Annotated in this window: 16 protein-coding genes and 3 pseudogenes; 14 read left to right on the top strand and 5 right to left on the bottom strand. The window is 53.7% G+C overall.

All coding sequences use genetic code 11. The annotated features are described in order from the left end of the window. Window positions 1–198: 198 nt before the first annotated feature. From QC823_RS14340 to lhgO, 8 genes and pseudogenes are all read left to right on the top strand, one after another. Entirely contained in the window at window positions 199–1,557 is a 1,359-nt protein-coding gene (locus tag QC823_RS14340; protein WP_309657030.1) for an IS1380 family transposase, read from the top strand. After that, window positions 1,551–1,790, top strand: a complete 240-nt coding sequence (locus QC823_RS14335) for a hypothetical protein (RefSeq protein ID WP_309657028.1) — start codon at window positions 1,551–1,553, stop codon at window positions 1,788–1,790. Before QC823_RS14340 ends, QC823_RS14335 begins: the two co-directional genes overlap by 7 nt. A 415-nt stretch (window positions 1,791–2,205) precedes the next feature. After that, complete coding sequence (locus QC823_RS14330; RefSeq protein ID WP_309657027.1) at window positions 2,206–2,835, top strand: hypothetical protein; 630 nt, start codon at window positions 2,206–2,208, stop codon at window positions 2,833–2,835. Further along, window positions 2,828–4,210 carry a DEAD/DEAH box helicase gene (locus tag QC823_RS14325; protein WP_309657026.1) on the top strand — a complete coding sequence of 461 codons (1,383 nt, stop codon included), beginning with the start codon at window positions 2,828–2,830 and terminating at the stop codon, window positions 4,208–4,210. Before QC823_RS14330 ends, QC823_RS14325 begins: the two co-directional genes overlap by 8 nt. Window positions 4,211–4,377: 167 nt before the next feature. Beyond that, complete coding sequence (locus QC823_RS14320; RefSeq protein WP_309657025.1) at window positions 4,378–4,941, top strand: recombinase family protein; 564 nt, start codon at window positions 4,378–4,380, stop codon at window positions 4,939–4,941. 120 nt (window positions 4,942–5,061) lie between these two features. Next, window positions 5,062–6,687 (top strand): annotated as a pseudogene (locus tag QC823_RS14315) (DNA topoisomerase); the annotation flags it as partial. Between the two features lie 509 nt (window positions 6,688–7,196). Then, a complete protein-coding gene (gene glaH, locus QC823_RS14310) occupies window positions 7,197–8,156 on the top strand; it encodes a glutarate dioxygenase GlaH (protein WP_309657024.1) in 960 nt (319 codons plus the stop codon). Window positions 8,157–8,217: 61 nt separating this feature from the next. Next, on the top strand, window positions 8,218–9,432 hold the full coding sequence (gene lhgO, locus QC823_RS14305; protein ID WP_309657023.1) for an L-2-hydroxyglutarate oxidase: 1,215 nt from the start codon (window positions 8,218–8,220) through the stop codon (window positions 9,430–9,432). On the opposite strand, the pseudogene QC823_RS14300 reads toward lhgO, so the two are convergent. Together QC823_RS14300 and QC823_RS14295 are read right to left on the bottom strand one after the other, a co-directional pair. Continuing rightward, window positions 9,428–9,517, bottom strand: a pseudogene (locus QC823_RS14300) (type II toxin-antitoxin system prevent-host-death family antitoxin); the annotation flags it as partial. The gene lhgO and the pseudogene QC823_RS14300 overlap by 5 nt on opposite strands. Before the next feature lie 101 nt (window positions 9,518–9,618). After that, entirely contained in the window at window positions 9,619–9,918 is a 300-nt protein-coding gene (locus QC823_RS14295; RefSeq protein WP_309657029.1) for a macro domain-containing protein, read from the bottom strand. A gap of 48 nt (window positions 9,919–9,966) precedes the next feature. Here QC823_RS14295 and QC823_RS14290 point away from each other — a divergent pair, with 48 nt between their 5' ends. The 4 genes from QC823_RS14290 to QC823_RS14275 are packed head-to-tail and all read left to right on the top strand — an operon-like array spanning window position 9,967 to window position 14,995. Beyond that, complete coding sequence (locus QC823_RS14290; RefSeq protein ID WP_309657022.1) at window positions 9,967–11,124, top strand: tyrosine-type recombinase/integrase; 1,158 nt, start codon at window positions 9,967–9,969, stop codon at window positions 11,122–11,124. Beyond that, window positions 11,117–12,733 (top strand): hypothetical protein, encoded by a 1,617-nt coding sequence (locus QC823_RS14285; protein ID WP_309657021.1) that lies wholly within the window; start codon window positions 11,117–11,119, stop codon window positions 12,731–12,733. Before QC823_RS14290 ends, QC823_RS14285 begins: the two co-directional genes overlap by 8 nt. Next, on the top strand, window positions 12,730–14,580 hold the full coding sequence (locus tag QC823_RS14280; protein WP_309657020.1) for a site-specific integrase: 1,851 nt from the start codon (window positions 12,730–12,732) through the stop codon (window positions 14,578–14,580). The genes QC823_RS14285 and QC823_RS14280 overlap by 4 nt, the downstream gene beginning before the upstream one ends. Then, window positions 14,567–14,995 carry a hypothetical protein gene (locus QC823_RS14275; protein WP_309657019.1) on the top strand — a complete coding sequence of 143 codons (429 nt, stop codon included), beginning with the start codon at window positions 14,567–14,569 and terminating at the stop codon, window positions 14,993–14,995. Before QC823_RS14280 ends, QC823_RS14275 begins: the two co-directional genes overlap by 14 nt. Before the next feature lie 370 nt (window positions 14,996–15,365). On the opposite strand, the gene QC823_RS14270 is transcribed toward QC823_RS14275, so the two are convergent. Together QC823_RS14270 and QC823_RS14265 are read right to left on the bottom strand one after the other, a co-directional pair. Further along, a complete protein-coding gene (locus QC823_RS14270; RefSeq protein ID WP_309657018.1) occupies window positions 15,366–16,745 on the bottom strand; it encodes a DEAD/DEAH box helicase in 1,380 nt (459 codons plus the stop codon). Then, window positions 16,742–17,254: a hypothetical protein gene (locus QC823_RS14265; protein WP_309657017.1), complete on the bottom strand. Its 513-nt coding sequence runs from the start codon at window positions 17,252–17,254 to the stop codon at window positions 16,742–16,744. The genes QC823_RS14270 and QC823_RS14265 overlap by 4 nt, the downstream gene beginning before the upstream one ends. Window positions 17,255–17,450: 196 nt before the next feature. Between QC823_RS14265 and QC823_RS14260 the strand changes: the two genes are divergently transcribed. Together QC823_RS14260 and QC823_RS14255 are read left to right on the top strand one after the other, a co-directional pair. After that, window positions 17,451–17,729 carry a helix-turn-helix domain-containing protein gene (locus QC823_RS14260; RefSeq protein WP_309657016.1) on the top strand — a complete coding sequence of 93 codons (279 nt, stop codon included), beginning with the start codon at window positions 17,451–17,453 and terminating at the stop codon, window positions 17,727–17,729. 740 nt (window positions 17,730–18,469) lie between these two features. Continuing rightward, window positions 18,470–19,419 (top strand): annotated as a pseudogene (locus QC823_RS14255) (IS630 family transposase). A gap of 224 nt (window positions 19,420–19,643) precedes the next feature. Here QC823_RS14255 and QC823_RS14250 read toward each other — a convergent pair. Beyond that, window positions 19,644–23,828 carry a HEAT repeat domain-containing protein gene (locus QC823_RS14250; protein WP_309657015.1) on the bottom strand — a complete coding sequence of 1,395 codons (4,185 nt, stop codon included), beginning with the start codon at window positions 23,826–23,828 and terminating at the stop codon, window positions 19,644–19,646. Window positions 23,829–23,866 lie beyond the last annotated feature (38 nt).

Here is a 23,866-nt window from a genome sequence, read left to right as displayed (position 1 = left end):
AACCTGCTCCCGGATAAATTGATGAAGAAGCTCCCTGGCTGCTAGCAGAGGATAACTTCTATGGGCGATTTCATCATCCGGGACCAAACAGTTAGTTAGTAAGTAACCTGAATCCGTGAGACCGGTCTTCTAAAACGTTTCTAACCCACTGAACTGCATGGCAATATGGTCGATATCGCCATTCACCCGTACAGTGCCATGCCCAACGTCAAGTTCCACGCCAGTCGTCGCACCCTCACCAGCCATGCCGGCCTATCCATCATCGGCCAGTGCATTGAAATCGCCGGCGTCGACAGTATCGACGGCCGCTTCCCCACTACGCTGGGCATGCGCAACAGTGACGTACTCAAGAGCTATTTAGGACTGCTGTGCCTGGGCATGAGCGACTATGATGCTATCGAGAACTTCCGAAGTGACAAGCCCTTCAAGCAGCTGCTGACCTTACAAAAGGTGCCGAGCACCGCCACGTTGCGCCAACGACTGGAGAAGCTCGCCGCCAACGACTTGCAGGCACGCATCGCGGCGTGGTCCACGACCCTGCTGTCGCTGGCCGAGGTGCCCATCACCGCCGAAAAGGGGCATGTCTGCTTGGACATCGACACCTTCGTCATGGACAACAGTAACTCCAGCAAAGAAGGCGTCTCGCGGACTTACCAGAAGGTCGATGGCTATACCCCGATTGCTGCTTACCTGGGCAATGAAGGCTGGTGCTTGGGCCTGGAACTGCGTCCCGGCAAGCAGCACACCATGAAGGAGAGCAACGCTTTCCTGGAGCGGGTGATGCCGCGTGCCCGGGGCTTGACCGAGCAACCAATTCTACTTCGAGAAGATAGCGGCTTCGACAGCAAGGCCCATCTTGCGTTGATCGAGCAGCACTGCCAAGCGTTTGCCGACGACGGTCGCCAGCTCGACTATATCGTCAAGTGGAACCCGCGGGACTCGGCCAAGGCCGATCAGGACACCTGGCGTGCGGTGGCTGCTGACTATTGGGAAGAGCTGCGCCCTGGCAAGCGCCAGGCGCTTTGGGTTCAGAGCGTCTCAATCACGGTCGACCAGGTCGAGCATGTGGTCAAGCGCGTGATGCGCCTGGTGGAACGTACCGCCGATCGCGATGGGCAACTTCTGCTGGAACCCGAGTACGAGCTGGAAGGTTGGTGGACCAGCCTGGACGAGGCGCCGGAGGCGGTCATTCAGCGTTACAAGGCGCATGCGACCCACGAACAATTCCATAGCGAGATCAAGACCGATCTCGACCTGGAACGGCTGCCCTCGGGCAAGTTCGCCACCAATGACCTGATCCTGCACCTCGCTCAACTGGCCTACAACATCCTGCGTCTGATGGGGCAGTTGGGCATGACCGGCGAGCTGAGCCCGGTCCGCCACCCGGCAAAGCGACGCAGAATACGCACCGTGTTACAGGAACTGGTGCATCGCGCCGCCCTGGTGATCCACAGGGCGAGGCAGATTATCCTCGACTTCGGGCAGGATATTGGGCGTATGGCGGTGCTCAACACCCTGCGCGCTCGGCTGCGTTACCCAAGAGAGTCGCCATGCTGATCGTCTATCGAGCCAGGCAGCCAGGCAGCGGGCTAACGGACACCGTTAGCAAGAATCACCGTGCCCGGCCGGTAGAAATGCATGACAAAACAGGCCGTCGACGCCGACCGATGCAACAAGAGTTGGCCCTAGCAGGCATGTGTTGGTCGATTGAGACGGTATCGGTGGTCAAAAAATACTCGCTGGCGGTAATAGGAAAAGTGTCGGCGCCGCCATCACGGATTCAGGAGTAAGTAAGAGGTGATTGAGCTGCGCGCCATTGCCTGCCCTTACAGGCAGACTTTGCCGCCCTGATTCAGACAGTTCTTTAAGAAATTAACTGCAGGGTGCAGGGTCGCCGCCATCAAGCTGTACCGGTTTTTAATGGTCACACAAGGCCGTAGAGATTGGTGCCATGCTCCTGGCCGATGCAGGCTCATTTCATAGGTCATCTATGTAGACAGAATCTTCTCTCTGAATACCTGCAGCTCATGTGTGCTCCACCCCCCCTCTACTGACGCTCGGTACGGATAGCGATCTTGAGACGCTGCTGTCCATGCGGGACGCGGATTTTTCTTCGTGCTTCGTTTGACGAGCCCCCTCTCCCTAATTATTATTGAATGATTATCGTCAACAGTCTATAATTCTCATTTTGAGAGGTATGCTCATATGACCAAGGATGTGCTGCCATCGCTTCCTTCTATTGATCGTCGTGTTTTTGAGCTCCTTTTGGCGCCAGAGAACTCGCAGTTTACGGTTCGCGGTATACGTAACCAGTATGCGGAGCACTATGGGATCGTAAGTGAAGATCGAGCAGAGCTAAGACGCTTCCTGTACGAAAATATTAAAAAACTGATTAGGGTGGGTGCTGTAAAACAAGATGATCAGCGGCGTAAAAGAGATCAGATATTCCATGTGCTCTCTACTATAAATGAAATTCCAATAAACCTAGATGGCGAAATATTTGAATCATGGCATAGTAGACAGTTATCTAGTTTAGAGAAGAGAAAGAGTAAAGCACCGGAGTCTTTCTTGATCGACTCCGATAAAGATTTTAGTGATAACAAAAAACAAAATAAAAACCAAAGTTCTACCTTGGAGAAGAAATTAAGAGAGGTGCAAAGCGAATTTCTTACCACTATGGGTGAAGTGGAAACCTTGCGGGAATTAATGAATCAATGTCCCAATTTGCAGTCAAGTATTGCTCACTATCATCGTGAGGCTTATGACCACAGTGCTAGACTTATTGGTCGTGTGCGTGCACTGGAAAAAGTGATTGAAAAGGTCAAAAGTGAATAAAGAATTACGCTTTTGGCAATTAGAATGCTTAGAGTTGGCTAAGCACCACTATTTGGTTCACAGCGATCTATTTGTGCAGGCGACGCCCGCTAGCGGTAAAACACGTCTTTCTGCTGAAATTGCGCGATGGCTCCTCGATCAAAATTATGTTGATTTCGTTATATGCTTTGCACCAACGAGAGAGGTAGTGGCTGGTGTACAGCGTACCTTTTCAAGCGTGTTAAATCATCGATTTGGCGACACACTAGCGTCGGTTGGAGCAGCTTATACTTACCAATCTATGGAGTATCAACCTGAAGATTTCTGGGTGTTATTCGCAAAGTATCGCACATTGGTTATTTTCGATGAGATTCATCACTGTGCAGGCCATGATCCCCTTCTGAGTAATAAATGGGGTCAACAAATAATTCAACGCGTTCAAAATGCTGCGACTTACACGTTGGGGTTGTCAGGAACGCCGTGGCGTTCTGATGATCTTCCTATCGCATTGGCACGGTACTCTGATCCAGAGGGGCGGTTGATCTGTGACTATCAGTATGGCCTTCAAAGCGCTGTCAGCGACGGCGTTTGCAGAGCTCCACGGATTACGTTGATTGATAATCCTTTAATCAGGTTGGTCGAAGAAAAAGAGAACACTGAGTCTGTTCGAGGGTTTTCATGCTTTTCTCAACTACTAAGCGAGTCGCCGGTAAGCTATGAAGACCTATTGCGTCATGACGACATCCTCAATGCTGTTTTGGATATAGGTATTCATCAGCTTAACGCCGTCAGAAGCACCACACCTCAAGCGGGGGGGCTAGTGGTGGCCACTGATATAGAGCATGCTCAACAAATTGCTGAAATACTGCATATCAAACATCAAAGCTATGTCGTGGTTACCAGCAAAACGCCTAAGGCACAGCAGCTAATCGACCAATTTCGGCATGACCACACCAGCTGGATTGTCGCGGTGAGCATGATTTCTGAAGGTACAGATATTCAGCGTCTAAGTGTTTGCTGTTATCTCAGTCGCATTCGCACCGAACTCCACTATAGGCAGGTTCTAGGCCGCATCCTGAGAAAGATGGGCACTGAAGACAGAGAGGCGTGGCTCTATGTGATCGCTGAACCTACCCTGCGTAAATACTCACAAAGAATCGCGAATGACCTCCCCGAGGATCAATCGACGCTGCAGGCAAAAAAACTTCAGGATCGTCTGACAAAATCACACACTGATAACGCTAATGGCAATACCGAAGACACAAAAGAAAATGGCAGCCATCCTTTTCCCGCAACACAGCAGAACGGTAAGCACGAGCTGCAAGTTACCGAGCCTCCATTGCTGACGCTGAGCTTTTCTCAATATTACCGCCAGTATCTCTTATCGCTGATATAACCATGCCTCTCCCCGCTATCTACTCGATCATTAAGGTTCAAAAAGTGTACCTTATGACCCACTTCTATTATCTTTGAATCTAAGTGGGTCATAAGTGTCGTTTTGGGTTATGGCCTAGGTTCAAAACAGATCCCCACCTTATGACCAAAAATTGAGGGTACAACTCAATGGCAACGATCGGATATCTCCGTGTCAGCTCTTATGATCAAAGTACTCACTCTCAACGTAGCGAGATTGCGAATCGCCATAAGGTCGAACGTTGGTGGAGTGACGAGGCAACTTCTGGGGTATTGCCTGCCCTGCAGCGTGCGGGCTTCTCGGCCTTGGCAGAATATGCACGTGAAGGCGACGTGCTAGTGGTCTACGCTATTGATCGCCTGGGGCGAGATACTGTCGATGTGTTAAATACAGTTCAATTCATGCAAAGCAAAGGAGTGTCGATTATCAGCTTGCGTGAAGGCTTTGATCTAAACACCCCTATTGGGAAGGCAATGCTTACGATGCTTGCCGCAATGGCTGAGATTGAGCGCTCGAACATCCGTGAAAGGCAGATGGCTGGCATTCGACGTGCGAAAGCAGAAGGTCGACACCTAGGGCGTCCTAAGAAGGCTGATGCCGCTGAGATAAAGCAATGGAGGAAAGACAGCAAGGCAAGTATCAGCAGAACTGCTCAGCATTTCCAGGTCTCAGAGTCGACGGTGAAACGGGCATCACGTAGTATCCTTAAATAAGCTCTATCCCTAGAAAAATCGATAGGAATAGCATTTGTGAAAAAACACAAAAAGTATGAAATCGAATAAATTTATCAAAAACAGTAAGTTATATTTTCACAAAATAATACTTGTAATAGTGACCGCGAAGGCCAATTGTTGGTACAGGAAGTGATCGAGCACATGAACTATCGCGGCCCGGTGCAGCGGTTATTAATCAGCGATTTAAACCGCCCCGCCGTTAGCCGTGCGCTGGCGACGATGAAAAGCAACGCTGACTTCCAGCCTCTTTTTCACGCCGCAGAGGCTCGTGCCCAAGCCGACTGGTTGTACGGTATCAACCTGACCCGCGCCTGGACGCTCACCGGCCGTCAAGCCGGTTTCGACGGCGTGCTCTCCATCGGCCGCGTGCAAACCCCAGTGCTCGGCCTGATCGTGCGCCGTGACAATGCCATACGCGATTTTGTGCCTCATCCGTTCTACCCACTGTGGGTCCATTTACAAGTCGCACAAGGGAAACTGCGCGCCTGGTGGGCACCCAAGGAACACCAGCCGTTAGACGAGCAAGGCCGTTTGATTGACCGAACCCCCGCGGACAAACTGGCGGCCCAGTTGCCCGGTGCCAATGGCTCGCTGACCCAGCTTGATCAACAAGAAAAACGCCAAGCGCCGCCGCTGCCCTACTCGCTTTCCGCACTACAGGTCGACGCCGCTCGCCGCCACGGGCTTTCCGCACAGATGGTGTTAGATATTTGCCAGCGGCTTTACGAGCAACACAAGCTTATTACCTATCCGCGTTCTGACTGCCGTTACCTGCCTGAAGACCACCTACCGCTTGCCCAGCGCAGCTTGACCGGTGCCTGCCAGAACGACGACACCCTCAAACAGTGGCTCCATGGCGCAGACTTTGCCCTGCGCTCCAAAGCCTGGAACGACAAACACGTCGGCGCCCACCACGCCATCGCACCCAGCGGCAAACCGGCGGATTTCAGCCAGCTCTCCGCGACCGAAGGGCATGTGTTTCGGCTGATCGTCCGCAATGTGATGGCACAGTTTTACCGTCCGCTGCGTACCTTTGAGGTCAAAGCCGAATTTACCCTGCTTGCCGAGACCTTCCGCGCTCGCGGCCAAAGCATTCTCGACTCCGGCTGGAAACCGCTATTCACCACCCGCGAAGATAGCCCACCGCTGCCGCCGCTTACCCAAGGGGAAGCCTGCCAAGCATTAGGCGCAGGCGTGGAAGAGCGTGAAACCCGTCCGCCGGAACCCTTCACCGATGCCAGCCTGATCAAGGCAATGATGAACATCGGCCGCTACGTCGATGATCCCAATGTGCGCCGCACCCTGCGCGACACCGACGGTCTCGGTACCGAGGCCACCCGCGCGGGCATTATTGAAACCCTGGTGCAGCGTGGCTACCTGGTACGCAAGCAAAAAGCCCTGCGCGCCACTCAACTCGGCAGCGCTTTAATCGCCGCCTTGCCCAGCGCCGTCAGCACACCGGAGCGCACCGCGCTCTGGGAGCAGCGTCTGCGCGCCATTGCCGAACAACAAGACGACGCGCGCGCCTTTCAACAGGCGCTGCTGGAAGATTTACGCGGTTTACTTACCCACAGCGATGCGGCCAAATTAAAACAGAGCCTGCAAACCGCCCAAGGCGAGGCCGGTAGCCCGGCAAAGCGCACGGTTAGATCAGGAAAAAACTCCCCGAAAAGGAAAGGAACCACAGGTAGGAAACGCTCTGGAAGCAAGAAGAAAACGAGTTAACAGGGACAACTCAACCCCCCTGCCCGTTACTGGATGAGGAAACGTCAGCAAGCAGTGGCGGCATGGGGCAAGCGCAGCTGAATATCCAGCGCCATCACATCCGGGGGCATGCTTGCTCAGTTCGGCATAACCATCCGGCAGGGCCATGTTCTGCAGCATCTCTTGCTGATGCTCACGTACCTCCTGATTCTCACTGAGCAGTAGCGCATACAGTTAAGCACGCGCCGCATAAGGCTCATGGTCAGACATCGCCTTAGCGCTGCCGGGGTTTTCCGCCGCCGCCTTGCGCCCCGACACTGCGGTATTCCGGGCTTCAGTTACCGCCTGCAGCGTTTCCCGCTCGTGGCTGAAATAGCCTTGGATCTCTCCCTGTTCGAGCCATCGAGCTGAGGAGTCGCTTGGCCGTCCGCAAATTTATCGATATTTTTATAAAAAATTGACGAAACTAAAAAATGTAGATATTTTTAGACGCAGGTTCTTTTTATTCTTTTGCTCCAGAGAGGTGTCCAATGAACGCTCCAGCCAACATTCACTCACAGCAGCATGGCTTCTCCCTTGGCCGCTCGACGCAGTCGGACCGCTTACTGCAACTAAGCTTCCCCAAGGAGACGGTGAATGCATTTCTTGACGCCGTATCGGACTGGCCGGTTCAGGCACTGGAATATAAGTCTTTTCTGCGCTTCCGCGTCGCCAAAATTCTTGATGATATCTGCCACAACACCTTGCAGCCGCTGCTGATCGATACCATGGTGGATCGTAATACGGGTGCGTTTCTGGTCACGCCGGAAGGACTCGATCAAGTAGAGCAGGCAGATGACATGGTGATGTTCGCCACTGCGGTTTCCCACCTGATGGGACGTTCCAACTTCGATGCCATGAGCGGCCAGTACTATGCCCGCTTCGTGGTCAAAAACGTGGATAATTCCGATAGCTACCTGCGTCAGCCGCACCGCGTTATGGAGCTGCATAACGACGGCACCTTCGTCGAGCAGGACACTGACTACGTGCTGATGATGAAAATCGACGAACAGAACATGGAAGGTGGCAACTCGTTATTGTTACACCTCGACGACTGGGAAGGGCTTGATACCTTCTACACTCACCCGATGGCGCGTCGTGAAATGCGCTGGACAGCGCCGCCGAGCAAAAATGTTGACCGTGATATCTATCACGCGGTCTTCGATGTGGACACGGAAGGCCGCCCGATCATGTCGTACATCGACCAGTTCGTGCAGCCGAAGAACTTCGAGGAAGGCAACTGGCTGGCCAACCTTTCCGAATCGCTGGAAACCAGTGAGCACCGGCTATCGATTCCCGTTTCCACGGGCAGCTTTCTGCTCATCAACAACCATTTCTGGCTGCATGGCCGTGATCGTTTCACGCCGCACCCGGACCTGCGTCGTGAACTGATGCGCCAGCGGGGTTACTTCACCCACGCCAAAACATTGCGCCAGCCGCGCCAAGTATAATGATAAAACAATCAGCCACCGCCCAGGCGGTGGCTTTTCACCCCTGACTACCGAGACGCCTATGTACGACTACATCATCATTGGAGGCGGCATTCTGGGGCTGTCGACAGCCATGCAGCTTATCCGATCTTACCCTGACAAAAAGATGCTGCTGATCGAGAAAGAAGACGGCCCGGCTCGCCACCAAACAGGCCATAACAGTGGTGTTATTCATGCGGGTGTTTACTACACGCCCGGCAGCTTAAAGGCACGCTTCTGCCTGGAAGGCAATATCGCCACCAAGGCCTTTTGTGACAAGCATGACATTGCCTATGATGAATGCGGCAAGCTATTGGTTGCCACCAACGACCTCGAAATGCAACGCATGCAAGCACTGTGGGAACGCACTGAGGCCAATGGCCTAGAACGCTATTGGCTAACAGCGGAAGAGATGCACGAACGCGAGCCTAACATCACCGGCGTTGGCGGCATCTTCGTTCCCTCCAGCGGTATCGTTGACTATGCTCAGGTCGCCGCTGCCATGGGTCGTGAGTTCGAAGACGCTGGCGGCGAAATCCGTTACGCCACCGCCGTCACTGGGTTGAATGAAAGCGCCAACGAGGTGGTGGTATCGACCAATCAGGGAGACTTTTCCACTCGCTACATGGTCTCCTGCTCGGGCCTGATGGCGGACCGCGTGGTGCGCATGCTAGGTGTCGAACCAGGCTTCACCATCTGCCCGTTTCGGGGCGAATATTACCGCCTGCCTGCGCAGCATAATCACATTGTCAACCACCTGATCTACCCTATTCCGGATCCCTCAATGCCGTTTTTAGGCGTGCACTTAACGCGCATGATCGATGGCAGCGTGACGGTTGGCCCTAATGCGGTACTGGCGTGGAAGCGTGAGGGCTACCGGAAAACCGACATCTCGCTCTCTGATACTTGGGCGATGTTGCGCCACAGCGGTATCCGCCAGGTACTGAAAGATAACCTGCGCTCAGGGCTTTTCGAGCTAAAAAACTCGCTCTATAAGAAAGGTTACCTGGAACAGGTTCGCAAGTACTGCCCGAGCTTAACGCTTGCTGACCTGGAACCCTACCCTGCTGGTGTGCGCGCCCAAGCGGTCTCCGACGACGGCAAGTTGGTCGACGACTTCCTGTTCGTTAACACCCCGCGAACGGTCAACGTTTGCAACGCGCCCTCACCCGCGGCTACCTCAGCGATCCCCATCGGGGCGCATATTGTTGAGAAAGTAAAAAGCTCTTGCGTCAATCACACGGAACCCGACAAGTGATCAGTACCGGCTCTTTGGACAGATGCAGGTCTGCCAGGATTTTTGTGGCTTGGCGCTTAAGGTTTGTAACAAGCTCAACTTTCATGGGCTCACCCTGAACCAAATTGATAGTGACACTATTATCACTTTGCGGCTGAAGAAATTATAACTACCGCTAGCGGCAGGGGTGCGTCGTCTGGAGTGACCCTATCCCGCTGGATCGATGGTCAAGCGTTGAGCCAATGCGTCGTGGAGTGTTTGCCGGGCCGCTTCATCGAATAAAACAAAGCGGATCAGGCGTACTTTGTGCAAGGTGGGCAATATGGCTTCAAGGGTAGTCGCGCACACTTGTGCGGCCTGCTCTGCCGGGTAGCCAAAGGCGCCAGTGGAGAGTGCCGGAAAGGCAAGCCGCTCAATGCCGTGCTCGTCTGCCAGTTTCAGCGCATTACGGTAGCAGTCTGCCAGCCGTTGATCCTCGGGCTTGTCCACGCCATACACCGGGCCCAGACAATGATTACCGCTGGCTCAAGTGATATATTATGTTAGAGTGCAGTCATGGATCTCTTCTTCAGCACTAGCAAGTTCAAGCTCAATGGCCAAAGCTACAGTGGCGTTCCAATCCTGATTTCCAAGGAAGGGAAAGTTGTTGAGGAAGCACTGGATTTTTGTATGTCGTACCTGATCAAACGTGGAAGAGTGCAATCCAGTAAGTCTTGGGTAACTTACGGGAAAGCCTTGTATCAGTTCTTTGGTTGGTGTGAGGCTAATGGCATTGACTGGCGAGATGTGGGTAATGATCGGGAAGCTACGATCCTGGCAGAGTTCCGGGATTGGAATCTGAGTTCAGAGGGTGGAAGCCTTGCCGCAAGAACGGTGAACGCCCGACTACGGCTTCTCTGTGCGTTTTATCGGTATGCAGCCAATAGTGGTTGGGTAGCAACAGTGCCGTATGCTATGGAAACGATAACAGTCAGTCAGCCCAAAGGTTTCCTGGCTCATGTCGATGCGAGTGGCGGAATGCGTACAAGCGCAGACGTCATGTTGAAGACGCCAAGAACCGTAATCCGGTTGCTGAGCAAACATCAGTCGCGTGACCTTCTGGATGCCCTCAGTAATCCCACACACAAGCTGATTGTACGACTGGCGCTTACGACAGGAATGCGGCGTGAGGAACTGGCTACGTTTCCTCTGAAATACGTGATCAATCCGGTTACTTACACCAAGCATCGCTCATTCATCAGGGTCAATCTTGATCCACGCGATATGGCGATCAAGGGCAATCAGTCTAGGGGGATCGATGTACCCCGAACGGTCATGGAAGACCTCTGGCAATACGTTCTGGATCGGCGACATCAGCATGAGAGCATTTCTGGTCGAAGCCAGTCAGTTTTGTTACTGACCGAATCCGGCCAACCCTATGCGAACGATGGTGCATCTTTCCTGGGCATTGTGAAGAAGGCTGGCAAGGCGGCTGGCATTCCCTACGTCAACGTCCATGTCCTGCGCCACACCTACGCCACGCACACGCTGTACGCAATGATGCAGGCCAAGGCCCAGACCCATGCTTTGTTGTATGTGAGAGACCGCCTGGGCCACGCCTCGATCACAACCACCGAGCAGTACCTTCACTGTATATCGGAGCTGGAAGACGCGCTGATGAACGACTTCCAGAGCGAAATTGATGTCATGAGCAGGGAGGCAGCCGGTGCCTAGAAAACAGCTTCAGTCCACAGCTGCCCGTCCTGGTCGGGCCGTCAGTGATGAAACGCTGGATCTTGCCAGCCTGCCTCCAGCCATAACCATCATACCGTTGCCGGTGAATGCAGCCGGCGTTCGCAATCTGGATTTCGCCAGATACTACGGAAACGGCTGTGATGTCGTGGTCTATGCCGCTCAGAGAGCGCTGGAGCGCATGACTCGGGCCTGTGTTGAAAGCGGCGGCAAGACGCTCAGTGCGGCCACTATCGCCTCTTATTATAGGCATGGGCTGTCAGCCTTCCTGCCGTTCTGCGCGACGATCGCTTCCGCTCTGGAACGTGAGCTACGGCTGGACGACCTTGACCGGCCGTTTGTGGATCACTTCATTGCCCATGTGCGGCAATTAGGTGCTAGCCTCTCATCCCAGAAAACCCGATACTCTGTGACCAAGTCGGTACTGGTCGCAATGGCGCAATCAGGCTGGATTGCCAAAAACCTTTTTCCGCGCAATCCCTTTCCGAACTCCAACCGATCGGCGAAGGGGCAACCGCCTTTGAGCGAGCCCGAACGGCGCAACGTTTTGCAGGCTCTAAAGGCCGATATGCGGGCCATCATCAAGGGGAGCGACCCCCTGACGTCTGAGGAACTGGTCGTCTGTCTACTGGCCGTTGCAGTGCGAACCGGCATCAACCCAACCCCTGCGTTGGAACTCCTGGCTGACTGCCTGCAACCTCACCCCATCAAGGCCGACCGCTACGTGCTGGTCAGCTTCAAGCGCCGGGGCAACGCCACGCACATCCAGAGCCTGCGCCGGGCCACCGATATCGAATCGATGGTTTCCGCGTTACCTGACGTGGCCCGCATCATCGATCTGGTCCGCGAACGTAACGCCATCCTGCGACAGGCGAGCAACCACCCGGAGCTACTGTTTGTCTACGAGAGCCGGAGTAGTAATACCGCCAGAGAACCACGCCGTCTTACCCAAACCATTCTCAATTACTACGTTAAGGCTTTCCTCGACCGGCATCAGATCAGCGACGCGGACGGCAAGCCTCTGAAACTCAATGTCATGCGACTGCGTAAGACGTTCGAGAACCGTCTTTTCACCCTATCCGGCCAGGACCCATTTCTGACCGCAAAACTGGGCGGGCACAGCATGAAAGTATCCAATGACCACTACCTGGAAGCCCCCGAAAACGCCAAAAAAAATTGGCGGCTCATGGGCGAGATCCGGACCGAAGAGCTGCTAAACCAAGGTAAGGTCGCGCCCCTGCCTACTCAGAATACGCCGGTCGCCCGATGCCGGGACACCGTGAACGGTGAGCATGCCCCCAAGAATGGCGAGCACTGCCAAAAATTTCTGGCCTGTTTCCGGTGCCGGTCTTTTGTTGTGACGGGAGACGATCTGTACCGGGTTTTCAGCCTCTACTGGGCACTGGTCCGGATGCGCGAGACAATGGGTACGAGCGCCTGGAAGCGGGTTTACGGCCACATCATCCGGATCATCGACCAGGAGATCACGCCGAAGTTTGACGCCGAGACGGTAAGCATTCAGAGACAGCGGGCGAACATTGATCCGCACCCCTTCTGGCGTGATCCGGATATATTGGAGGGCGCGGCGTGAACGAAGCCAAATTTCGTGCCGAACAGCTCAAGGCCCTCCAGGCCGCCGAAACAGAGGTTATCAACCCGAACGCTGTCCTGACCGGGGTGCGACTGGAAGATGGCAGCTACCACGTCCTGAGCCGGTGTGGCGATGATGCTGTGACTCTGCCCGACACCGTCTTCGCCGCTGGAACGAGAAACAACCAGAAGAAACTGAATTTCTTGCGGGCACCTGTGCAGTTTCGGGAAACGCTTCGGATCTGCATGGTGGTTTACATCCTGAAAGGGATTGAAGGCCGCCCCCCGCCGAAGGGTAGAACGATAGTTACGTTTTTCATGCACGCAATAGTGTTTCTGACCTGGCTCCATGATCGGTGCATAGCCCGGCTGGGCGATGTAACGCCGCTGGTCAGCCAGCAGTATGTGGACTTCTGCAAGGAACTGAAGGGCCAAAAAGGGAAATTCCTTTCGGCGGGCCACTTAACAAGCCGTTTCAGTGCTTTGGAAACCCTCCATATCCTCAGCCAACAATCCGACGATCCCATGCCCCACCCCTGGCCGGAATCATCAGCAAAGCATCTTGCAGGGTTGACGGGGCAGAACCGGGTTCAGGAGGCGAAGACCGAGATCATCCCCGATGACATCCTGGGGCCATTGTTCCAGTCGGCGGTAGACTGGTTGGACCGGGCCGATGAGATCATCAGTGTCCGCGTCCAGATTGAAGACTGGAAGTCGGAGGGTCGAAACCGGGGTTTCATCCGATCGCGCCTGGAAAAACTGGGCTGGACGGAAGGTGAAGTCAACAAAGCGGAGATGTACCTGCAAACTGCGTGTATGTGCATCGTCCTGATTACCAGCGGTATCCGGGTATCCGAACTGCTCTCTCTGAAAAATCAGTGCGCCTTCAAGACGCAGGATGATCAGGGGGAGTTTTTCCACTGGATACGCGGCGTTTCGTATAAGACCGGCGCTGGGGACTGCGAATGGCTGGTGGCGGAGATTACTCACCGTGCCCTTGGCGTGGCTGAACGTCTTGCGGGTCCGCTGCAAGCGCGGCTGGACCAGCATATTTCAGACCTGCGCACCAACAACCCGAAAGATCCTGACATCGCCCGGCTGAGAGAGCATAGCCATCGCCTGTTCCTTGGGGTGACGATGAATCAGAACAACCGGATTGGCACGCTCTCAAAAGATTCGGCCCTTGTACGCATCAATTCATTTGCTGACCTGTGCAGGCTGGACTGGCGCTTTGCGCCACACCAGTTCCGACGCACCTTTGCGGTCTACGCCGCTCACAGCGCCTTTGGCGACCTTCGCTACCTGCGGGACCACTTCAAGCACTGGTCGCTGGACATGACGATTCTGTACGCCATGTCCCGGCTGCAGGATGCCGATCTGTACGACAGCGTTGGCCTGGCTGCACTCGGCATCAAGACGGACATCCTGGAGCACTGGCTTGAGCCTGACGCGATCCTGACGGGTGGCGCGGCCGAGCCAATCCGGGCCTTCCGCACTAGGACTGAAGCGCTGGCCACCAAGGAAGACCGCGCTGAGATGGCCAAGACGATGAGCCCCTTGATCCACCTGCGGGCCACCGGAGTCGCCTGGTGCACTGCTGACACGGGCGGCTGCAATGGCGGCCAGGGGATCGAAAAGACACGTTGCGGAGACTGCGGAAATGCGGTCATTGACGAGTCGCGCAAACACGTATGGCAGAGCATTTACGTCCAGCAGCTTGAACTGCTTGACCTCACCGACATTGGACCCGCAGGGACTGAGCGGGTCGAGCGTGACATCAGGCGCTGCGAGGCGGTCCTGAAAGGTCTTGGAGCAACCAAAGAGGATTTAGCCAATGTCGCAAGCTGAAACCACTTCCGCTGCCCCCACTCGGGGCGAGCTGACCGCAAAGGCCATACGCCAGGCCATTGTGCGGATTGAGAAAGGCCGCCCGAAGGTGGTCAAGCCGGGACGTAAGCTCAGCATTCAGTCGGTGGCTGAGGAAGCCGGGGTCAGCCGAGCCACCATTCATAATAATCACCCTGGTCTTGCCGAACGTATTCGTGAGGCGGGTAATAAGGCGGTTCGTACACAGCGGGACGACAAGAATACCGAGCTTAAAGAGCTTAGAGCCAAGCACAGCGAACTTAGGCAGGAGTACATTCATGCCCGCCAACTCAACCAGGACATGGCCTCTGAAATGGCCACACTGGTCGTGGAGAATCAGCGTCTTCGAGCTATCGCGGAGAACAATAATGTGGTCGGGTTACCCTCGAAAAAATAGGGCATTTGGATTAAGTGGTTAATGACCGGGTACTGCCGGCCAAGAGTGAATTTTCAGACGATCCTGATTAAGGCCTACATTTGTGTCTGGTTTGGAGCACAGCGTAAAACCAGTCCGACAACATGCGATTATTATACCATTAACTGCTCTCGTTCCATTATCCATTCAGCAGTAACTCCAAAGGCAGTTACCTGGAAATAGTTTTCCTGACATGTTTTTCAAGCAGCTGCTCGTAGCTCTGACTCGTGTCCGCTGGACTAATATAGTCATCGCGACATTTATGACCCATGTAGAAGCCAAGATATGTGAGGTAGGCCAAAAGGTACTTTTTGAACCTTAACGACCGAGTAGATAGCGAGGGGAGGCATGGTTATATCAGCGATAAGAGATACTGGCGGTAATATTGAGAAAAGCTCAGCGTCAGCAATGGAGGCTCGGTCACTTGCAGTTCGTGCTTACCGTTCTGCTTTGTTGCGGAAAAGGGATGGTCTTCATTTTCTTTTGTGTCTTCGGTATTGCCATTGGCGTTATCAGCGTGTGATTTTGTCAGACGATCCTGAAGTTTTTTTGCCTGCAGCGTCGATTGATCTTCGGGGAGATCATTGGCGATTCTTTGTGAGTATTTACGCAGGGTAGGCTCAGCGATCACATAGAGCCACGCCTCTCTGTCTTCAGTGCCCATCTTTCTCAGGATGCGACCAAGAACCTGCCTGTAGTGGAGCTCAGTGCGAATGCGACTGAGATAACAGCAAACACTTAGACGCTGAATATCTGTACCTTCAGAAATCATGCTCACCGCGACAATCCAGCTGGTGTGGTCATGCCGAAATTGGTCAATTAACTGCTGGGCCTTAGGCGTTTTGCTGGTAACCACGACATAGGTTTGATGTTTGTCATGCAGTATTTCAGCAATTTGTTGGGCATGCTCTATATCAGTGGCTACCACTAACCCCCCGGCTTGAGGCGTGGTGTTTCTGACGGCGTTGAGCTGATGAATACCTATATCCAATACAGCATTGAGGATGTCGTCGTGACGCAATAGATCTTCATAGCTTACGGGTGACTCACTTAATAGTTGAGAGAAGCATGAAAATCCTCGAACAGATTCAGTGTTCTCCTTTTCTTCGACGAGCCTAATTAAAGGGTTATCAATCAGCGTGATCCGTGGGGCTCTGCAAACGCCATCGGCCACAGCGCTTTGCAGGTCATATCGATAGTCACAGATCAGCCGCCCCTCTGGATCAGAGTACCGTGCCAACGCGATAGGAAGATCATCAGAACGCCAAGGGGTTCCAGACAAGCCGAGGGTATAGGTCGCTTGATCCTGAATATACCGAATAATTTGCTGTCCCCATGTATTACTGAGGAGAGGATCATGGCCAGCGCAGTGATGAATTTCGTCGAAGATAGCTAACGTGCGGAAATTATTAAAAATATCCCAAAACTCTTCCGATTGGTACTCCATGGACTGGTAGGTGTAAGCGGCTCCCACCGACGCAATGACATTTCCAAAACGCTGCTGCAAGACAATAGAAAAAGTGCGCTGCATACCTGCCACCACTTCACGCGTAGGGGCAAAGCAGATAACGAAGTCGATGAGCTTTTCTTCAAGTAACCACTTGGCTATTTCAGCCGCAAAACGTGTTTTCCCACTAGCAGGGGTGGCCTGGACGAAAAAGTCACGGTGTCTCAGATAGTGTGACTTGGCGTGCTCCAAACAGTCCGCTTGCCATTTCCGCAGTCCCGTCATGAGCCGTTGAGGCGGTTCAGCGCCTTTTCTAAAGCGCTCACATGCCCTAAAAGTCGTGAGCTACGCTCATGAGCACTGCGGTAGTCAATCGAAAGGCTGCTTTTAAGCTCTGGATGATCACTCATAAGCTGTTGAAACCCCTCCACTTCCCCTAAAGACTCCAAAAACCGGCTTTGCGCGTCGTTTAACTTTTTTTCCAATACTGAGTGGCTATCGGCAGGTGCCTTGTCTGCTTGCCTGCCCTCTTCGCTAGGTGACTGACGCGCGTCATTGATGACCGGCTTTTGAGATGTTTGAGGGTTAGTACGATGAAGCCATGAGGCAAAATCATCCTCATCAGTACCAAGATCCGTTTCCATTAAGAGGGGGCTTACATGGTACTGCTGACCGCGCTTCCGCGTTTCACTATCTTTCTCGACAAATTGAGCCTTAACCAACTTTCTGACGCGCTCATAAATAAAGCGACGCAGTGGTGCTTTATGCGCTGGGTTTACGTCGCATTGCTCCATGTACTGATCCCGAAGGCTTTGGACGCAGAATGTTGTATTTTCTGGCTTCAGTAAGAGCTCAATAATTCGCCTATCTATGCTCGGGAGGTTACGGGACATGGGTATGGGCATCAAAGGAGTGAAAATACGGATTATAATCCGTGGTTTGACAGGCCGCAACGATAGATAGTCCTGCCTCATGATCAATGAGGCAGATATGGAAGAGCTGGCAGTCGCTATCGGAAAAAACATTAGGGAAAAGCGCCAAGCGAATGGTCTCTCTCAGGAACGCTGTGCATTGGTAGCAGGCATTGATCGCAGTTACATGGGGAGAATCGAGCGTGGTGAGGTAAGCATCACCGTTGAGAAGCTCTACATAATTGCAAAAGTGTTGCAATGCGAGCCGATAACCCTGCTCCCTAAGAGGTCATCCATCCGCCTACCGCTCCCTCCCAAGGCGAATAAAGGTGGCCTTAACGAAGGCTATCAGGAATAACTGCCAACCTAAGGAATGGACCTACCCCTGCTTGCTTCTTTTTTTACAGGTCAGTCTGGTTTTTTCGCAGCATTATCTCCCACCCCTTGGCTACCTCTTACGGCGCACGTTATGGCAAGCCAAGTCCCGCGTTACGACAGCACTTTAAAGGCCGACAATCACCAGCAAAATGCCCCTCAGCATGTAGAAAGCCGTCTTTTCTACAGCCTTATCTCCCACCCCTTTGTTTTCCCTACTACTTGCAAACACGGAACCCGGGGCTAAGTGCGACAGCGCTTAAATTAATGGTCATCGTAAGCAAAAGGGCTTCCAACCCTAAGTCACTGATGATGCATTCAACGACTAGGCCGTTGAAAACAGCGCTATCTTTGCTCTCTGGAAGGCGGCTGAATCTACTGGGTAGCCGCTATCGGCCAAAAGCGGTCTCTTAGCACCTGCGCATATACTTGTCAGCTCTCTTCAACAGGCTGCGTTTTAAAACTAAATTCTCAGAGCAAACGACTCATTTTGAGCCATCCTAGGTATTTCACCTTGTGAGGGTAATTCATGAATACCATTGCCATCACTCCCGTTAGGCGCTGCGCGCCATGCCTGGCCCACCTATAAAAAAATCGGCGCCATGCCATATAGCGCCGGCCAAGAATGAAATAAAGCAAGTTAACAACTACATACGGTGCTAAGTGCCTAGGCAGATGTTTTCAGGCACAATGCCGGCAGTATCTCAGCCTAGGTACGGCGGCATGGCAAGGCGCTTCATCTCTCCCCTGACAGAAGTCAACCGGCAGGCATTGGCACATATCCATCAGTACGGCCAGAAACGTGCGTCGCGCTCACGCGATTCTCTTGAGCGAGCAAGGCTATACCATCGCCCAGATCAGCGATATTTTGGGAGTTGGAAGAAACACTTTCACGATCTAGTTCCAGAAGTGGGAAGCCTTCGGTCTCAAGGAACTCGTCGATAAGCCCCACAGTGGCCGCACGCTGGTTTTGAATGAGCATGACCATCATCGACTTCAGGAACTGGTTGCCGAGCAGCCTCATCAGATTCGATCCTTGCAGGCACGTTTGCAAGAATATATCGGCAAGACAGTCAGCAGTGACCCTTTGCCGGGTGTTGAAAAAAATCGTTATAGCTTCAAGCGCATTCAGCACTCGTTTAAGACTCAGCGGGACGAAACGGATTTCCGCAACACACAAAGCCTCCTCAAGGCGCTTCACCAGCGGGAAGACCAAGGCGCACACGAGCTTTATTACGTCGATGAGTCGGGATTTTCACAATCGTCGTCGGTGCCGCCCTATCGGCAAGCCCTGCGAGGTAACTGCCTACTCACACAGCCGTAGATTGAATGTACTGGGATTTCTCAGCCGAGCCGGAAAACGGGTCTCCCATACCACCGCCGAACCAGTGACCACCGAAACGGTCATCGAAGCGTTTGACCAGTTTGTGGCCCAGAAAGACCCCGACACCTTCACCGTTGTAGTGCTCGACAATGCCAGCATGCATCGTTCCACGGCCTTCAGACAGAAGATAGCGAGTGGATGTCGCATCGAGTGCATCTAATCTACTTATCGGCTTACTCCCCAGAGCTGAATCTGATTGAGATTCTATGGCGACAGATGAATGCCGTTGAGTGCATACCTGACGTTTGATCGGCTATGCGATGAGGTGCATCGGTTACTCGGTGGCTAGGGAGTTGATTACGCGATTAATTTTGAGTAGGCACTTACCTAACAGTGCTTATTGACCTTTACTCTCGCAAGTTGATCGGTTGGGTAATGAGCGAGCGATGTCCCCAGTCCAGGCCGATGTAGGGAGCATGAACATTGCTGGCGGCGCTGGCCAACTCGGCGACGAGGCGGCCGATAACGGCTCGCTAGGCAGTTTTCTTTTTTCCCGATCTTAATTCATTCGTTTTATCGCCTCATCAGCCAACCGCCCTTCTGACGCTTAGTCAGGTACTGCAGCTCGTCGGCGGCGCGCGCGGTGCTAATACGTTGGGTCACCATGTCGCGATAGATTTGATCCGCCTTGCGCCGGCGGCGCACGGCGTCGCCAACATCAAGGAACTTTTCCACCCAGCTGACAAGGGTCAACCAGAGCCCCCCAGTCGGTTCACTGGGCGATATCCCCTCGTCCTCTTCAGGTTTCATTCTGGACTCGAGATTGGCGGCGATTAGCTTAAGCTCTGCCTGAAAGCTTTCACTCTGGGCCACCGGCAGCTCTCGCGCTCGGTGCAACAGGTCCTGCATATACTCGGCTGAAAGCAACCCGTACTCCTGAAAACTTGCCAAAAACTGCAGTCCGCGAGTGGCCTCGCCGCGATTACCGTTCAAAACCATCTCACCGGCGGTATAAATCTTGTCCCAGGCTTGCCAGCGGTATACCCAATCAAGCCCAGGGCCTTTGATATTCTGCATACCGAGGATGCGATTGGTGTAGCCCGGCGGTGTCTGATCGCAGATCAGGTTAACCAGCTGCTCGCCGGTCACGAAGGGCGAACGCACGATCTCAATGCGGCTTCTAAACCACTTCCAGAGCAAATCGCGGGCCTGTTCGTCGATAGTCTCGGAATGTGCCGGGTTTTGTGCTAAACGCTGTTCAAGCTCACTGAACGCCTGCCACTCCCGATAATAGGTTTGGTGTTGGGTCAACACGCTCTCAAGGTAGCGAGATAGTGGCGCCTTTTTTTGCTGCTCTTCGACATGGATCGACTGGGCGAGACGCTTAAGGTAATCACTGGGGTCGGCCAGATGACTTACAAGCGCCTCGCGCTCGTAAACCACATCAAGGCCCTCAAGCATGGCAGCGAGCCTACTTAGCACCGCCTCTTGAGTGACGCAAACCCGCATCTGCCAGGCCAGGCGTAGCCATTCGACCTGGGGATCGGGGTTATCCTGGGATCGCGGCCAAAGTGTGGTTTCCTCTCGGCGTACCGCCCAGGATTCTTCGATATAGCCCATCAGGCCTTTCAGGTTAGTGCCGATAAGAAAATGCCGATCGGCGCTGATGTCATTGACCAGGATATCGGCGAATACCCGCGAACGCGCCACCCTGTCATCACGGTTATTAATCACCGTTGAGACCCAGATGCCTGGATCGGTTTGAGGGTCTTGCTTGTCAAAACCAAGTCGGTTCCAGTTGCCCAGCGCCCCTAGGCGCTCGTTGGCCGACATGCCGTTGGTAAACTGCAGTTTTCTTCCCCGGGCATGAGCCATTGGATAGACCTTGAGCACGCCGAGATCGAGGATCACATGGTCGGCCATAGCCTTAAGCGCAAATAAATGCGAAATGCCAAACTCGTCGGCCATGCGTAGCACCAGGGCGATATTGGTAGGATGCTCTTCGTAAGGAAAGCGCGAAAGCGTATCGCCAGGCAGCAGTTCCGACTCAATCCAGCCGATATGATGGCACTCGGTGCCGAGCTTCTGCGATGCCTGCTGCAGGATCGGCAACATTTCCGCTTCGCTGGTGATCAACGTGGAGTTTTTAGGAATAAACTCAGTCATGACGATGGGGATATTGATGCCCGCCGGACCCTGAATATCCTCATGGTCGGGATATGTGTTGGTGATGGTGGAGATGTCATCACGCATCCACTGCTTTTGCAGAATGCGCACATAAGACGGCGTAAGTCCCATGCACTCCCACAAGAAAACATCTGCGTCGAGTTTTTTAGACAGCTTCACCAGATCCGCCTGCTCCCAAATAGTCGCCTTGTCATAGGGGCGAAACAGAAACATTTCCTGAAGATCGCGATGGCTGTAGCCATGCAAAAACATCGCCTCACAGCCAGTGGTCTTGGAAATCACATGGAAACCGAGGCCATTGAAGAGTGCTGCCTTCAAGCGTTCGGTACCCGACTTTCCTCGGGTACCCCAGCCGCCAATCACCAAGGGCAACTTGTTACGGGCACGACGAGTCGTCAAGTTGACATACACATGCCGCCCAACAAACAAGGCCAGCATCCCGGCCAGAAACAAGCTCAACTGGCGCAATGTGTTCTGATAAACAGAGACAAAGTACTCGGTATAATCTTGCCACCAGCTCAAAAGCAACGGCGGCAAGACAAAAGCGGGGAAAAAGCGCCTCACTGCCGGATCTTCGGGCAACGGCTTAGTCTCTGGATCAGTATGCGTACGAAAGCCAACCCTAAACCCCAATGACTGCAGCGCTGTCATGTAACTGTTTGCCGCACCGCTGCTGTCAGCCTCCCAGTTGCGTAACCTGGCATAATAGGCAAAGCGGAAAGTGAGCTGAAGTCGTGCGCGCAGGCGAGCAATAAGGCCGCTGGGCGGGGTTATTTCGGTAACGCCTTCGCTTGTGTAGAGTTTCATTGGCCGGGTCGGCCAGGATTGATCAAGACTCGAAATCACCTGATCCACCAAGGGCAAGTAGGGCCGCCAGCCATCCTCGTCGCTCATGTGTAGAGGCTCGCCAGGCACCTTGGTGGAACTCAGCTCCGACATCTTTGCCGAGGGCACCTGAAACAGGCCGTAATAGACCCGCCCGATGGTATGGTGGCCAGCCTGGCGCTTGTCCGGCGAGGAATGAATGAGTTCATACCAGGCTCGCCAAAGCCGGAAGCGAAAACGCTCCCAGCGTCGAAATGTGAGCTTGCCTGATCTATGGCTAGCATCCAGACCAAAATCATCCTGAGTCAGCGCACTTAGCACACGTCCCAAGCGGTCATCATTTACCTGCGCAGGCACCTTAAGGTGTCGACGCTTACCCACTGGTGACGCTTTGAGTCGGGCACGAAGCGTTTGATGAAGGTCACGTGCTTCGGGGTCTGCCATGCACCAGAGAGTTTCACGCGCCTGGGCTGCCCAGCGCCTTACCCGCAGATCGTCTGCTTGAGTATGCAAACGGGTAAGAATAACAAAACCGGTTTGTGCCCATTTTCCAAGCGCTGCTTGCTCCCCTTTTTCGAGCAATACCGCTGCGATGGCCGGCATGATGTGACAATAGAATCGCAAAGTAACGGGCAGGCTTTCCTGGCGAACTCCTCGCTCGGCAAGCTCGCGGCTGAAATCAACGAAAGAGGTATCGCTCTCGATCAGCTGAATCAAAGCGTGGATCGCATAACCGCGAACTTCGCGGGCGCTGTCCTCCAGAGCCAGCAATGGCAGAAGCTGTTCAAGTGATGCTGGGCGGCGCTTAATCAAAAGGTCGATCAATGCTTGGCGCACGGTAGGGCTTGGGTCCTGCAGGGCGGTCTTGAGCAGGGTCTCAAATCTGGGATCCTCAACGTGATCCCCCAGAACCTGCAACGCATGCTGGCGGACAAAAAAGTCGTCGCCATCGACAACGTGCGATAGGCGTCGCTCAATGATATCCACTACGGCGGGATAACCCAGCACACTCAAGAGCGACAGTGCCTCCGTCTGGAGCCATACTGGTTGGCGGTGATCCATGGCCAGACGATAACTGTAGGTCAGGCTGCTGTCGCCTAGATAGCTACCTCGACCTTCCGGTGATAGAGAGCGGGCGACGCGAGCCAGGCCACGAAAGGCGGCAATTCGAACACGAACATCGCCATCATAGGCGAGAAGCTCACCGATACCCTCCTCAAGGTTGAGCTGGCGCCAACGCTTTATACCCTCCTCGGGTGTGACTACATCAGCAGACAGGTAATACTCGCCTAAGACCCCCAGCCGCTCTAGGCTAAAGCTCAAGTGGCGTTCACAGTCAGCGAACTGCTTTTGGTAACGCTCAATGACTGCGTCGGGACCGAACCAACGTTTAAAGGCTTGGCGATCTCCCATACGTTGACGCCGTCCCGCCCCCAAGATCTGGGCATAATCGAGTACGTGTCCACGAATCTCCTCTTCTGACCTGGCGTTAGCGAGGCGCGACGTGAAATCATGGTGATTGGTATGCAGGCGCACAATCCCACGACGCTGTACCTCGATCCAGTCCAGTAGCGTATCCAGAAGCACACGGCACAGAGTGTCAGGGTCATCCTTTGGCAAGCTGCGCTGGCTTTTGTGCAAAAAGGCCAGGATGGCTTCAATCTGACGTCGGCTCACCCGCTGCCAAGGCGCGGATAATCCTCTCGTCAAGATGTCTTCAAGTTGCACTTTAGCTTTACGCTTCATTACACTCTGCTCGCCATGCTTTATCGTGTTTGATACCA

It is taken from the genome of Vreelandella vilamensis (genome assembly GCF_031451755.1).
Classification (GTDB): domain Bacteria; phylum Pseudomonadota; class Gammaproteobacteria; order Pseudomonadales; family Halomonadaceae; genus Vreelandella; species Vreelandella vilamensis.
The sequence above is the reverse complement of the archived record's forward strand: the minus strand, read 5'-3'. Positions and strand labels throughout refer to the sequence as shown.

What these genes read in the sequence shown, in the direction of transcription:
- QC823_RS14340 (WP_309657030.1), top strand. Translation starts at nt 199, where the DNA reads ATGCCCAACGTCAAGTTCCACGCCAGTCGTCGCACCCTCACCAGCCAT.
- QC823_RS14335 (WP_309657028.1), top strand. Translation starts at nt 1,551, where the DNA reads ATGCTGATCGTCTATCGAGCCAGGCAGCCAGGCAGCGGGCTAACGGAC.
- QC823_RS14330 (WP_309657027.1), top strand. Translation starts at nt 2,206, where the DNA reads ATGACCAAGGATGTGCTGCCATCGCTTCCTTCTATTGATCGTCGTGTT.
- QC823_RS14320 (WP_309657025.1), top strand. Translation starts at nt 4,378, where the DNA reads ATGGCAACGATCGGATATCTCCGTGTCAGCTCTTATGATCAAAGTACT.
- glaH (WP_309657024.1), top strand. Translation starts at nt 7,197, where the DNA reads ATGAACGCTCCAGCCAACATTCACTCACAGCAGCATGGCTTCTCCCTT.
- lhgO (WP_309657023.1), top strand. Translation starts at nt 8,218, where the DNA reads ATGTACGACTACATCATCATTGGAGGCGGCATTCTGGGGCTGTCGACA.
- QC823_RS14290 (WP_309657022.1), top strand. Translation starts at nt 9,967, where the DNA reads ATGGATCTCTTCTTCAGCACTAGCAAGTTCAAGCTCAATGGCCAAAGC.
- QC823_RS14275 (WP_309657019.1), top strand. Translation starts at nt 14,567, where the DNA reads ATGTCGCAAGCTGAAACCACTTCCGCTGCCCCCACTCGGGGCGAGCTG.
- QC823_RS14270 (WP_309657018.1), bottom strand. Translation starts at nt 16,745, where the DNA reads ATGACGGGACTGCGGAAATGGCAAGCGGACTGTTTGGAGCACGCCAAG.
- QC823_RS14265 (WP_309657017.1), bottom strand. Translation starts at nt 17,254, where the DNA reads ATGGAGCAATGCGACGTAAACCCAGCGCATAAAGCACCACTGCGTCGC.
- QC823_RS14260 (WP_309657016.1), top strand. Translation starts at nt 17,451, where the DNA reads ATGGAAGAGCTGGCAGTCGCTATCGGAAAAAACATTAGGGAAAAGCGC.
- QC823_RS14250 (WP_309657015.1), bottom strand. Translation starts at nt 23,828, where the DNA reads ATGAAGCGTAAAGCTAAAGTGCAACTTGAAGACATCTTGACGAGAGGA.